Below are 12,066 nucleotides of genomic sequence, written 5' to 3' on the forward strand. Positions count from 1 at the left end.
CGGGCGTATTGACGCTGGTGTTATTACTCGGCGACGACGCTGAGCGACAGCGTCGCGTTAACCTCGGGGTGCAGACGGACCGTGATCGGGTAGGACCCGGTCGACTTGATGTGCGCCTTGGGCAGCTGGACGGTGCGCTTGTCCAGGTTCGGGCCGCCGGCCTTCTTGATCGCACCGACGACGTCGGTGTTGGTGACCGAACCGAACAGCTTGTCGCCCTTGCCCGACGTCCGCACCGGGAGCGACACCGACTCGAGCGCCTCGATGGCGGTCTTCAACTCGGCGGCGTGCTCGTGGTCGCGGACCGTCTTGGTCTCGCGGGCACGGCGGATCTCGGCGGCCTGGCGCTCGGCGCCACGCGACGCCAGGATCGCGAGCCCGCGGGGCAGCAGGAAGTTCCGGCCGTAGCCGTCCTTCACCTCGACGGTGTCGCCCGCCGTACCCAGATGGTCGACCTCTGCGGTGAGAATGAGTTTCATCGCATGCCTCCCTATCGCGTCGCAGAACTGAACGGCAGCAACGCAACCTCGCGCGAGTTCTTCACCGCGATGGCGATGTCACGCTGGTGCTGCACGCAGTTGCCGGTGACACGGCGGGCACGGATCTTGCCGCGCTCGCTGATGTAGGTCCTCAGCAGTGCCGTGTCCTTGTAATCGATGTTCTGCAGCTTGCCCTTCTTGCTGCAGAACACGCACTTGCGAGTCTTGACCGGCTTCTCAGGAGCCGGCCGACGCTTGCTCGTCGTCTTGGCCATCTCGTTCTCTTTCGTCGTACTCAGTAGGCGTCGTCAGACGCCGGGAATTGATCAGAAGGGCGGTTCGTCGTCCGCACCGTTGAACGAACCCGAGGCAGGCGCGCTGCCCCACGGATCGTCCTTGGGCGGCTCGGACGGGCGCGAATTGCCGCCGCCCCCGCCGGAACCCGAACCGAAGCCGCCGCCGCCACCACCGCCTCCGCGACTGGCCTTGTTGACCTTCGCGGTGGCGTACTTCAGGGACGGACCGATCTCGTCGACCTCGAGTTCCACGACGGTGCGCTTCTCACCCTCGCGGGTCTCGAACGACCGCTGCTTGAGCCGGCCGCTGACGATCACGCGCGATCCGCGGGTGAGGCTCTCGGCCACGTTCTCGGCCGCCTCACGCCAGATGTTGCAGCGGAGGAACAGCGCTTCGCCGTCCTTCCACTCGCTCGTCTGGCGATCGAACGTCCGCGGGGTCGATGCGACCGTGAAGTTCGCGACGGCCGCGCCCGACGGCGTGAACCGCAGTTCGGGATCGGCGGTCAGGTTTCCGATGACCGTGATGACGGTGTCACCAGCCACGATGTCCTCCTGAAGATGTCTTGTCGGCTAGTCGCACGGAGCGCTCGTCGCCGGCGTACGTGCGGTGGGGGAAGCAGTCTCGGGTGAGCCTACGGAAGTGCCCCGACGCGCACAGGCCGTCGAAGTTCTCAGTGCTTGTCGGTCCGCATCACCTTGGTCCGCAGAACGGACTCGTTGAGGTTGAGCTGACGGTCCAACTCGGACACCGTGGCCGGTTCGGCCTTCACGTCGACGATGGCGTAGATGCCCTCGGCGTGCTTGCGGATCTCGTAGGCCAGCCGGCGGCGGCCCCAGATGTCGACCTTGTCGACCGAGCCGCCGTCCTTACGGATGACGTTCAAGAACGTCTCCAACGACGGGGAAACAGTCCGCTCGTCGAGCGTGGGATCGAGGATGATCATGATTTCGTATGGACGCATGAGTAACCCATCACCTCCTATGGTCGTGTGCGGCCACGGACAGTCCGTGGCAGGAGGGTCGCCTGCGTCGGCAACCGGCCCAGACTACCGGCAGCGGCGCTGACCAGCCAAATCGGTGCGCTCGCTTTCGCCGCGAGCAGACGTGAACTTCCCTGCTTCGCGGGCAATGAGGGGAGTTCGCTGGAGCCACGAAGTGGACTGCTCGCGGCATGGGGGTGCGGTCAGGGGTGCGGGCCGCCGACGGACGCGGGCTCCGGAGCCGGAACGTCGTCGCGCACGGGCCGCCGCCAGGGCCTCGCCCCGCCGGGCTGTAGGCGCGGCGGCCACCACGACGGGAACGCGTCCGGCGCCCGGTCGAAGACGCCGCCGGCCGGGTCGTCGACTCGGCCGTGCCAGCGCACCAGGTCGGTGTCGGGGCGGTAGATCTGCCGGATCACCAGCACGCACAGGCCTGCCACCGCGATGTCGCGCAGCAGCACCGTGGTGGTGAACACCTCCTGCGGCAGCCCCATGTTCTGCACGCCGAACAAAAAGAGCATCCGCGGAATCCACACCAGCGCGTCGATGGTCATCCAGGTCAACAGGATTCGTCGATGCGGCAACGCCAGGGCGGCCAGCGGCACCAGCCACAGCGAGTACTGCGGACTCCACACCTTGTTGGTCAGCAGGAACGCCGCCACAACCAGGAACGCCAGCTGGGCCAGCCGCGGACGCTGCTTCGCGGTGAGCGCGACGTAGGCGATGCCGACGCAGCACAGCACGAACAGCACCGCCGTCACGCCGTTCAGCACGGTAGGCGGCTCCCAGAAGCCGAGGTTCCGATCGAACCCACGCCACCCCGTGAACACCTTGACGACGTTGTAGATCGAGTCCATGTCGTCGCCGCGACGGGTGTTGAGCCGGAAGAACTCCGACCATCCGCGGGGGAACATCACCAGGATCGGGAGGTTGACCACCACCCACGTCACGACCGTCGCGAGAGCCGTCCTGCCGAACTCCTTCAGCCGTCCGGTGCGCACGCCGAGCAGCAGCAGCGGCAGCAGGAGCAGCAGCGGATAGAGCTTCAGCGCCACGCCCACGCCGATCAGCACGCCCGCCAGCACCGGTCTTCGCCGCGACCACGCCAGCAGCGCGGCCATCGCCGCAGCGGTGGCGAGCGCGTCGAAGTTGGTGAAGATCTGGAAGATCAGCAGCGGGGACGCCGCCACGACCGCCGCGTCCCACACCCGTCGGCCCGCGAGCAGCGACGTCGCCCACACGGTGGCGAGCCACGCCAGCGCGAGCCCGAACGCCGAAATGTTGAAGAACATCACGACTTCGGCGGTGACCGGCAGCGACACCAGCTTCGTCACCGCGGTGTAGGTCTTGGCCAGGGTCATCGTCACGTACTGGTACAGCCCGGTCAGGACCGGATACTCCATGTACCGGATGGCGGGCGACCCGTCGTACTGCGTCCGCGGCTGGCCCTGCGCGTCCTTCTCGATCCAGCTGGACTTGTAGGGAAACTTGCCCTGGTTCAACAACTCCGCCGTGTACAGCGGCACGGTGTCGGAGTAGCAGAGTTCGTAGTAGGCGCGCTGGTTCTCCCACACGGCGACGCGCTGGTCGGCCGAGCCGGTCCCGGTCGACTGCAGGCACGCCGCCTTGGTCGAGTAGCCGAAGGCGAGGAACAGCAACGCGATCGCGATCATCACGCGCAGCGGCGTCAGGAAGCGCGTCCGGCCGACGAGCGCGTGCCTGCCGATCGGACCGCCGACGAGCGAGGACAGCGCGCGGACCGTCACGTCGGTGCGAGCGGGCAGGTCGCGGTCGTCGGCCGCCCTCAGGTCATCGGCGAGCGGCGCGGGTGAGACGGTGTCCGCCGGCGGCCGAGCGGACGACGTCGACTCGTCCGCCTCGGTCACGGCGGCGGGGGCGGGGCTGTCGCGGTCGGCGTCACGCCGGCAGGGACGAGCGGTGCGTTCGGGTCACCACCGGGCGGCGGGGGCGGCGGCGCCGCGGGCACCGTCGTCGGCGGCCCGAACGGGATCGTGATACCCGGCGCGATCTCCAGCGTCGGCTGGATGACCGTCTCGGACGGCGGGGGCGGCGCCACCGTGGTCGACGGCGGAGGCGGCGGGGCCTGCGGCACACCCGCGTACCCGCCGATCTCGGTGGGCTTGGGGAAGGACTCCTGATCGGTGCCCTCGAGGGCGCCGTCCATCGTCTCCTTCCAGATGTCCGACGGCAGACCCGAGCCGTAGACCGGCGACCCGTAGGAGTTGACCAGGGGCTGCGTGCCGTCGGTGGTGCCGACCCACACCGCGGTGGACAGCGACGGCGTGAAGCCGACCATCCAGGCGTCGCGGTTGGCGCCGGTGTCGCCTAGCTGATTGGTGCCCGTCTTCGCCGCCGACGGCCGTCCGCCCGCGAGGTTGTGGCCGTTGGAGTAGCCGGCGATCGGCTGCATCGCCGCGGTCACGTTGTCGGCGACCGCCTTGTCGATGCGCTGCTCGCCGGGGTCGGCCTGATCGGCGGCGTCGAACAGCACCTTGCCGTCGGAGTTCACCACCTTTTGGACGAAGTGCGGCCGGTGGTAGACACCGGAGTTCGCGATGGTCGCGTAGGCGGACGCCATGTCGATGACGCGTGACTGGTACTGGCCCAGGACGACGCCGTTGTTGGGCGGGCCGCCCTGGCCGTCCTCGCTCAGCGTGTGCTCGATGCCGGGGATGCTCTCGGCGACGCCGGCGGCGTGCGCGGCGTCGGCCACGTCCTGCGGGCCGTTCTTCAGCTTGAGCATCAGCCGGTAGTAGCTGGTGTTCAGCGACCGCTTGAGCGCCTCGGCGATGCTGCAGGTGCCGCAGCCGCCACCCTCGACGTTGTTGATGGTGATGCCGTTCACGGTCACCGGCGAGCTGTCGATCTGCGAGCCGAGGCCGATGCCCTGCTGCAGCGCGGCGACGAGTGCGAACACCTTGAACGACGAACCCGTCGGCAGGCCGGCCTGGGCGAAGTCGAAGCCGTTGGCGTCGGTGCCGCCGAAGTAGGCCTTCACCCCGCCCGTCTTCGGGTCGATCGACACGACCGCCGACCGCATGTCCGGCTCCTGGCCGTCGAGGGTCTCGGTCACCGCGTCCTGGGCCGCGGTCTGTGCCTTCGGATCGATGGTCGTCGTGATCTGCAGGCCCTCGGTGTTGAGGGTCTGCTCGTCGATGTCGAAGAGGTCGAGCAGTTCCTTGGAGACCTGACGCTCGATGAGGCCGTTCGGGCCCGTCGTCTGCCCCTCCTGGCGGGCCTGCTCCGGGGGGACCGTCACCGGGAAGACCTGCGCGGCGCGGTCGCTCTCGGAGAGCGCGCCCATGGTGACCATGCCGTCGAGCACCCAGTTCCAGCGCTCGAGCGCACCCTCGGGGTCGACGGCAGGGTCGAGCGTCGACGGCCGCTGGATCAGCGCGGCCAGCAGGGCGCCCTCGGACACGGACAGCTGCTCGACCGGCTTGCCGAAGTACGCCTGCGCCGCGGCGGCGACGCCGTACGAGCCGCGGCCGAAGTAGATGATGTTGAGGTAGGACTGCAGCACGGCGTCCTTAGACCACTCCTTCGACATCTTCGTCGAGATGACGAGTTCCTTCGCCTTGCGGACCAGGCCGCCGACGCCGGACCGCGCGTCGCCGACGAGGGCGTTCTTCACGTACTGCTGGGTGATCGTCGACCCGCCCTGCAGGTCGCCGCCGAAGATGTTGTTCTTGAACGCCCGCAGGAAGCCGGTGAACGAGAAGCCAGGGTTGGTGTAGAAGTCGCGATCCTCGGCGGCCATCGCCGCATCGCGGACGTGTACCGGGATCTTGTCGATGTCGACGTCGACCCGGTTGCCCTCGGGCGGCACGATCCGCGCGAGTTCACTGCCGTCGGCCGCGAGGATCGTCGACACCTGCGCGGTGCGGATGTCGCCGGGCTTGGGCACCTCGACGATCAGGTACGCCATCGCGAACGTGACGATCGGCAGCAGCACTGCCGCGATCGCAGCGACGATCAGCCCGCGCCGGACCCACTTCCAGTTGACCTGGCGCTTGTCGCCCGATCCCTTGCCGGGATCGCGCGGTCCCTCGGGACCCCGCGGTCCGCCCGGGCCGGGGCCGCGACCGCCGGGGGGCGGCTGGCCGAACGAGGCCTGTCGCGGCGGCTTCTTGCCGTCGAGCGCCGCCTTGACGACGTCGACCTGATCACGCAGTCGTGGGTCGTTGGCGTCGCGCACCGGCGGCAGGATCATCGTGCGTCGGTCGTCCGGGGTGGGCGGACCACCCTTGCCCGACTGCGCGGCGGGGGCCGGGTTGCGCGGCGGACCGCCGGGTCGTCGAGGAGGCGCGCCGCCACCGTCAGCCGCGGGCCTCTTCGGCACGTCGTCGGCTGACCTCTCGTGGCGCCCTTCGCCGGTCACTGGCCGTGCGCGCTCGACGAGCGCGCCGTCCTGGTCCGGGTTCCCCTGCTCTTGGGCGCCGCCTTGGGAGACTTCGGCGCACCGAGTACGTAGGACTTCACCAGGTGGTTCCAGCTGCACGTGCGGCAGACCTCGACGACGTGGACGGCGAACTCGTCGAACCGCGCGGCAAGTAGAACCAACTCCTCGGTGGTGCGGGCGGAACCGGATACGGCTCCGAGATGGTCGCCGAAGACCCAGGACACCAACGTCAACTGTTCCTTGCGGCAGATCGGGCAGGACACCGAACTCTGCTTGCCGTGATACTTCGCGGCCCTCAGCAGGTACGGATTGGCATCACAGACCTCGGTGACGCCGGTGCGCCCCGAGTAGACCTCTGCCAGCAGGGACCGTCGCTTGAGCGCGTAGTCCACCACCTGTCGCTGCAATCGCACGAGGACCAGAGTACGTCGGCCTCCGAAACCCCGAGGGGCGACTCCGTCGGCGACGTGACCCGTTTCGGCGGCTAAACCGAACGAACGACACCCCCACCTCCTACGATCATCGCGTGGCGACCCGGCAGACGGCAGGAACCCGAGCGAAGGACTCGGACCGCAACGACGCGTGCCAGATCCTCGACAGCGCGCTGGCCGACGGTCAGCTGTCCATGGAGGAGCACCGGACCCGCGTCGCGCTGGCCACCACGGCCGAGACGCTCGGTGACCTGCAGTCGCTGCTGTCGGACCTCCAACTGGCCAACGCGCCCGTCCAGATGGCGGAGCTGAAGAAGCCGTCGCCGTTCAAGGCCGGTGGGCCGGGACCCGGCATCGGGCTGCGCGTCGCCGTCGCCGGTGTCCTCGTGGTGCTGGGCATCGCGATCGGCTGGGGGCTCTACGGCAACACCACCTCACCGCTGAGCTTCACCTCCGACCCGGGCGCGAAGTCCGACGGCATCCCGGCGAAGGTGATCACCCCGCCCACGCAGTTGCAGTCGCTCGGCGGACTGAACGGCCTGCTCGAGCAGATGCGGCAGCGGTTCGGCGACACCATGGGCTACGGGCTGACCATCTACCCCGACTACGCGGTGCTGGACCGGCCCGACCCGACCGACGACCGCCGCTACCTCAGCTACTACTACAAGGGCGGGTTCGACGACCCGAACGCGAACACCAAGTCCGACGACGACGTGCTGGTGGACCTCGGCGCGTTCGACGTCAAGGCCGTCGTCGCGCTGCTGCGCGGGGCGCCAGAGACCGTCGGGCTCAACGCCAAGGACGTCGAGCCCGGCGACGTCAACCTCAGCATCGACCCGACCCGCGACCCCCTGGCGCCCGGCGAGATCACGCTGCGCATCGGCGTCAACAGCGACTTCGGCAGCGGCTACATCACCCTCGCCGGCGACGGCACCATCAAGCGGATCGATCCCGCGACCGACTGATCCCTGCGCCCTCCTTTGCGCCGAAACGGCATTCCCTGTCGCGAACGCGGGTTCTCCACGACAGCCGGTTCACGCTCGGCGGGATGGGCTCGGCGAGATGGGCTCGGCGAGATGGGCTGGCCGGGATGGGCTCGAATGCCCGCGAGATGACCACCGGGTGAACCCGATCTGAACCCCATGCGGCTCCCGCTATAGCCACGCATATATCGGCGCGATACAGTTGGCCGAGGTGTTGAGCCGCTGTAGCGACAGCGCCGCCGTCGACGGAGGAGGTGATTCGGGTGCTCGAACTGGCCATTCTCGGGCTGCTGCTCGAATCACCGATGCACGGATACGAGCTGCGCAAGCGGCTCACCGGCCTCCTCGGGGCGTTCCGCGCGTTCTCCTACGGCTCGCTCTACCCCGCCCTGCGCCGCATGCAGGCCGACGGGCTGATCGTCGAGGACGTCGCACCCGTCGGGACCGTGAAGGTCCGCCGGGCACGCCGGGTCTACCAGCTGTCCGAAACGGGCAAGGCGCGATTCGCCGAGCTGGTCGCCGACACCGGCCCGCAGAACTACACCGATGACGGTTTCGGCGTGCACCTGGCGTTCTTCAACCGAACGCCCGCCGAAGCCCGCATGCGCATCCTCGAAGGCCGCCGCAGACAGGTCGAGGAGCGCCGCGAAAGTCTGCGTGAAGCCATCGCGCGGGCGAGCAGCTCGTTCGACCGCTACACCAAGCAGCTCCACCAGCTGGGCCTCGAGTCCAGCGAGCGCGAGGTGAAGTGGCTCAACGACCTGATCGCCGCAGAACGCGGGGCACAGCGCCCCGACACCAGTCCCTGAGCAATAGCCCGAATCGGAACCGAAGGTCCGTAGGAAGAAGGAGAAGTCCATGTCGAACGAGGTTCGCGTCGCAATTGTCGGCGTCGGAAACTGCGCGTCCTCGCTGGTCCAAGGTGTGCAGTACTACCAGGACGCAGACGAGAACGCCACCGTCCCAGGCTTGATGCACGTCAAGCTCGGGCAGTACCACGTGCGCGACGTGAAGTTCGTCGCCGCGTTCGACGTGGACGCCAAGAAGGTCGGCTTCGACCTGTCCGAGGCCATCTTCGCCTCCGAGAACAACACGATCAAGATCGCGGACGTGCCGCCGACCGACGTGACGGTGCAGCGCGGCCCGACCCTCGACGGCATCGGCAAGTACTACGCCGAGACCATCGAGATCTCCGACGCCAGCGCCGTCGACGTCGTCAAGGTCCTCAAGGACGCGAAGGTCGACGTGCTGGTGTCCTACCTGCCCGTCGGTTCCGACGAGGCCGACAAGTTCTACGCGCAGTGCGCCATCGACGCCAAGGTCGCGTTCGTCAACGCGCTGCCCGTCTTCATCGCCTCGGACCCCGAGTGGGCCAAGAAGTTCGCCGACGCCGGCGTCCCGATCGTCGGCGACGACATCAAGAGCCAGGTCGGCGCCACCATCACCCACCGCGTGATGGCGAAGCTGTTCGAGGACCGCGGCGTCACGCTCGACCGCACCTACCAGCTCAACGTCGGCGGCAACATGGACTTCAAGAACATGCTCGAGCGCGAGCGCCTGCAGTCCAAGAAGGTCTCCAAGACCCAGGCCGTGACGTCCAACCTCACCGGCTCGCTGGCCGACAAGATCGAGGACCGCAACGTCCACATCGGCCCGTCCGACCACGTCGCGTGGCTCGACGACCGCAAGTGGGCCTACGTCCGCCTCGAGGGTCGCGCCTTCGGCGACGTGCCGCTGAACCTCGAGTACAAGCTCGAGGTCTGGGACTCGCCCAACTCTGCGGGCATCATCATCGACGCCGTGCGTGCGGCGAAGATCGCCCTGGACCGCGGCATCGGCGGACCCATCGAGGCCGCCTCGGCGTACCTCATGAAGAGCCCGCCCAAGCAGCTGGCCGACGACGTCGCCCGCGTGCAGCTCGAGAACTTCATCGCCGACGAGTAGGTCTCCGCTTCCCGTCACCGAGGCTGCGGGGAGATCGCACTTTCACCCGAAAGCGTGATCTCCCCGCGGTTTCGGCGTTCGAGGGGTCTCGCGGTTCTAGAAGCCGAAGCCGAGCTGCGCGGGTACCTCGCAGGCGAAGGCGGCATCGAGCCTCGCGACGACCGCGGGATCGTCGCAGCGCAGCCGATTCGCCGCGGCGAACGTGGACGCACGGTGCGCACCCAGATACAGGCTGCCCAGCACCGCGAGGTCCATCGACACGTCCGGCTCGGCATCGGTGACCGCGCACCGCGCCCGGCCGTCGCGGACGTCGAGGGCGAACCGGCCACCACCGGACACGTCGAGGACCATCGACACGTCGGCGAGGTACGTGCGCGCCTCCAGCACCGTCGGGACGTCGACGATCCGGAGCCACAGTCCGTCCTCACGACCGGTGATGCGCACCAGCCGCGGGTCGGTCAGCAGGTACGGCAGCAGCTCGCCCGGCGGCGCCGTGACGGTGACCTCGTCGAACAGGTCCATGCCGAGCAGCGTCCGCCAGAGCGCGACACGAGCGTCGACGGTCACGGCCGCGAACTTGGTGACGCCCAACGACTTCCGCTCGCCCTCGCCGTGCACGCGGTAGAAGACGAAGCCGTCGTCGTGCAGCAGGACGAAGAACGAGCTGCCACCGTGCCGCGACACCTCGCGGTCGCTGAACACCTCGTCCCACAGCTGCGGCGGCGTCGACAATCCGCCCGGCGTTCGCAGCCGCCACCGTTCGTAGATCTCCTCGAGCCGGGCGCGCTCGTCGAGCGGCCGGACGATCCTGACGCCGCCCGGATCCACTGCGTTGGCGCGGAAGTCGGCCGAACGGCTGTCCACGCTCAACGACTCGTCGATGGTCGCGGAGCCGTAGCCGAACCTGTCGTAGATGCCGGCCTCGGACGCCTGCAGTCCGGCGATCGGGTACGACCCCATCCGCTCGTGGAGTTCGGCCAGCAGGGTCCGCAGCACCCCGCGCCTGCGGTGCGTCGGGGACACACAGACCCAGGACACCCCGGCCATCGGCAGCACCGCGCCGCCCGGCACCGTCAGCCGGAGGTCGAGGTAGAACGCCATCCCGACGACGTCGCCGCCGTCGCAGGCCACGACCGCGCCGTCGGCGGGAATCAGCGTCCGCCACATGTCGTTGGCCTCGGTCGGCCGGAACGACCCGAAACAGGTGGCGGCCAGAAGCGACATGGCGGTCCAGTCGCCGTCCTCGGCGCTGCGAATGGCGAGGCCCGCTGTGGAAGACATTGCTCCGACGGTGGCACAGCGCACCCGCGGTCGCACCTCATTTTCGCCCGGTTTGTAGTGTCGAGCGATGGCGGAGATTTCGGACGACGAACTGCTGGGCCTCGACGAGTTCGCGCTCCTGCCCGAGAACGCCGAACAGATCGGCGTTGATTCGATTCCCGCCGTCACGCGCGTCGAGTCCGGCCCGATCAGTGGGCTGTCGTGGGGAGACGCGGCACCGGACGTCGTGTTCCTGCACGGCGGCGGGCAGAACGCGCACACCTGGGACACCGTCATCCTCGGCCTGGGCGTGCCCGCGCTCGCGATCGACCTCCCCGGACACGGCCGTTCCGCGTGGCGCGAGGACGGCGACTACGGGCCACGACTCAACGCCGAGACGCTCATCCCCATGCTGCGGGAGTGGGCGCCGTCGCCGCGACTGGTGGTCGGCATGTCCCTGGGCGGGCTGACCGCGCTCCGGATCGCCGCGACAGCCCCCGACCTGGTTCCCGAACTCGTCCTCGTCGACGTCACGCCCTCGGCTCCCGAACGTCACGAGGAGATGACCAAGGCCCAGCTCGGCGCCGTGGCCCTGGTGCGCGGCGACCGCGAGTTCCCCAGCTTCGAGGCGATGCTCGACGTCACCGTGGCCGCCTCCCCGCACCGGGATCGGAAGTCTCTGCGGCGCGGCGTGTTCCACAACAGCAAGCACCTCGACGACGGCACCTGGACGTGGCGGTACGACTCCTTCCGCAAGGGCGACGGCTTCGAGGGGCTTTGGGACGACGTCCCCGCGATCACGATGCCCACGACCCTGGTCCGCGGCGCGAATTCGTTCTTCGTCAACGACGAGGACGCCGAGTCGTTCGCCGCCGGCGCGCCCGGCTTCCGCACGACCCACGTCGTCGCCGATTCCGGTCACTCCGTGCAGGGCGACCAACCGCGCGCGCTGGTCGACATCCTGCGCGGCGTGCTGGGCCGGTGAGCGCTTGACTGCTCGGCGATTCGGGTAGCCCTCCGGAATGACTGCACCAGCAGAACCCGTAGAGCCGTTGACGCCCGCCGAGACCCCGGAGCGCCTCACCCCGGAGGAGACGCCCGAGCGCCTCGTCCCGGTCGACCCGCCCGAGCCCGCGCCGGACACGGAACCCGCGCCCGCGTAAGACTGCGTTCATCACCCGTCGCTCCGCTCGCCCCGGGCGTTCACCCGTTCGTTCACACCTGGCCTCCTGGCGTCGATAGGTTCGCGAGCGACGCGGTCACAGCC

12 protein-coding genes and 1 pseudogene are annotated in these 12,066 nt (G+C 68.8%); 5 read left to right on the forward strand and 8 right to left on the reverse strand.

Going from position 1 to position 12,066, the window contains the following annotated elements:
• Positions 1–23: 23 nt before the first annotated feature.
• The 7 genes and pseudogenes from rplI to G6N64_RS06140 all read right to left on the reverse strand — a co-directional run bounded on the left by rplI (position 24) and on the right by G6N64_RS06140 (position 6,594).
• On the reverse strand, positions 24–479 hold the full coding sequence (gene rplI, locus G6N64_RS06110) for a 50S ribosomal protein L9 (protein ID WP_163796065.1): 456 nt from the start codon (positions 477–479) through the stop codon (positions 24–26).
• A gap of 11 nt (positions 480–490) precedes the next feature.
• A complete protein-coding gene (rpsR, locus tag G6N64_RS06115) occupies positions 491–754 on the reverse strand; it encodes a 30S ribosomal protein S18 (protein ID WP_163796066.1) in 264 nt (87 codons plus the stop codon).
• A 51-nt stretch (positions 755–805) separates the two neighbouring features.
• Positions 806–1,321: a single-stranded DNA-binding protein gene (locus tag G6N64_RS06120; RefSeq protein WP_163796067.1), complete on the reverse strand. Its 516-nt coding sequence runs from the start codon at positions 1,319–1,321 to the stop codon at positions 806–808.
• A gap of 128 nt (positions 1,322–1,449) precedes the next feature.
• Entirely contained in the window at positions 1,450–1,740 is a 291-nt protein-coding gene (rpsF, locus tag G6N64_RS06125; protein WP_163796068.1) for a 30S ribosomal protein S6, read from the reverse strand.
• Positions 1,741–1,961: 221 nt separating this feature from the next.
• The gene (locus tag G6N64_RS06130) at positions 1,962–3,644 is read right to left on the reverse strand and encodes a glycosyltransferase family 87 protein (RefSeq protein ID WP_163796069.1); all 1,683 of its coding nucleotides are present in this window, start codon (positions 3,642–3,644) and stop codon (positions 1,962–1,964) included.
• A complete protein-coding gene (locus tag G6N64_RS06135) occupies positions 3,641–6,160 on the reverse strand; it encodes a transglycosylase domain-containing protein (RefSeq protein ID WP_174266761.1) in 2,520 nt (839 codons plus the stop codon). The genes G6N64_RS06130 and G6N64_RS06135 overlap by 4 nt, the downstream gene beginning before the upstream one ends.
• Positions 6,099–6,594, reverse strand: a pseudogene (locus tag G6N64_RS06140) (DUF5318 family protein). Before G6N64_RS06140 ends, G6N64_RS06135 begins: the two are co-directional and overlap by 62 nt.
• 113 nt (positions 6,595–6,707) lie before the next feature.
• Between G6N64_RS06140 and G6N64_RS06145 the strand changes: the two are divergent.
• From G6N64_RS06145 to G6N64_RS06155, 3 genes are all read left to right on the forward strand, one after another.
• Positions 6,708–7,577, forward strand: coding sequence for a DUF1707 SHOCT-like domain-containing protein (locus G6N64_RS06145; protein WP_163796071.1), 870 nt, complete (start codon positions 6,708–6,710; stop codon positions 7,575–7,577).
• 281 nt (positions 7,578–7,858) lie between these two features.
• On the forward strand, positions 7,859–8,404 hold the full coding sequence (locus tag G6N64_RS06150) for a PadR family transcriptional regulator (RefSeq protein WP_163796072.1): 546 nt from the start codon (positions 7,859–7,861) through the stop codon (positions 8,402–8,404).
• Positions 8,405–8,453: 49 nt separating this feature from the next.
• On the forward strand, positions 8,454–9,539 hold the full coding sequence (locus G6N64_RS06155; protein ID WP_163796073.1) for an inositol-3-phosphate synthase: 1,086 nt from the start codon (positions 8,454–8,456) through the stop codon (positions 9,537–9,539).
• Positions 9,540–9,635: 96 nt separating this feature from the next.
• Here the strand turns inward: G6N64_RS06155 and G6N64_RS06160 are convergent, their stop codons facing one another.
• Complete coding sequence (locus G6N64_RS06160) at positions 9,636–10,820, reverse strand: enhanced intracellular survival protein Eis (protein WP_163796074.1); 1,185 nt, start codon at positions 10,818–10,820, stop codon at positions 9,636–9,638.
• A 67-nt stretch (positions 10,821–10,887) separates the two neighbouring features.
• On the opposite strand from G6N64_RS06160, the gene G6N64_RS06165 reads away from it, so the two are divergent.
• Positions 10,888–11,784, forward strand: a complete 897-nt coding sequence (locus G6N64_RS06165) for an Rv0045c family esterase (RefSeq protein WP_163796075.1) — start codon at positions 10,888–10,890, stop codon at positions 11,782–11,784.
• Between the two features lie 37 nt (positions 11,785–11,821).
• Positions 11,822–11,962 (forward strand): hypothetical protein, encoded by a 141-nt coding sequence (locus G6N64_RS29890; RefSeq protein WP_174266762.1) that lies wholly within the window; start codon positions 11,822–11,824, stop codon positions 11,960–11,962.
• Positions 11,963–12,066 lie beyond the last annotated feature (104 nt).

Origin of the sequence: Mycolicibacterium sediminis (assembly GCF_010731735.1) — a bacterium.
GTDB lineage: Bacteria > Actinomycetota > Actinomycetes > Mycobacteriales > Mycobacteriaceae > Mycobacterium > Mycobacterium sediminis.

What these genes read in the sequence shown, in the direction of transcription:
- rpsF (WP_163796068.1), bottom strand. Translation starts at nt 1,740, where the DNA reads ATGCGTCCATACGAAATCATGATCATCCTCGATCCCACGCTCGACGAG.
- rpsR (WP_163796066.1), bottom strand. Translation starts at nt 754, where the DNA reads ATGGCCAAGACGACGAGCAAGCGTCGGCCGGCTCCTGAGAAGCCGGTC.
- G6N64_RS06160 (WP_163796074.1), bottom strand. Translation starts at nt 10,820, where the DNA reads ATGTCTTCCACAGCGGGCCTCGCCATTCGCAGCGCCGAGGACGGCGAC.
- G6N64_RS06155 (WP_163796073.1), top strand. Translation starts at nt 8,454, where the DNA reads ATGTCGAACGAGGTTCGCGTCGCAATTGTCGGCGTCGGAAACTGCGCG.
- G6N64_RS06165 (WP_163796075.1), top strand. Translation starts at nt 10,888, where the DNA reads ATGGCGGAGATTTCGGACGACGAACTGCTGGGCCTCGACGAGTTCGCG.
- G6N64_RS29890 (WP_174266762.1), top strand. Translation starts at nt 11,822, where the DNA reads ATGACTGCACCAGCAGAACCCGTAGAGCCGTTGACGCCCGCCGAGACC.
- rplI (WP_163796065.1), bottom strand. Translation starts at nt 479, where the DNA reads ATGAAACTCATTCTCACCGCAGAGGTCGACCATCTGGGTACGGCGGGC.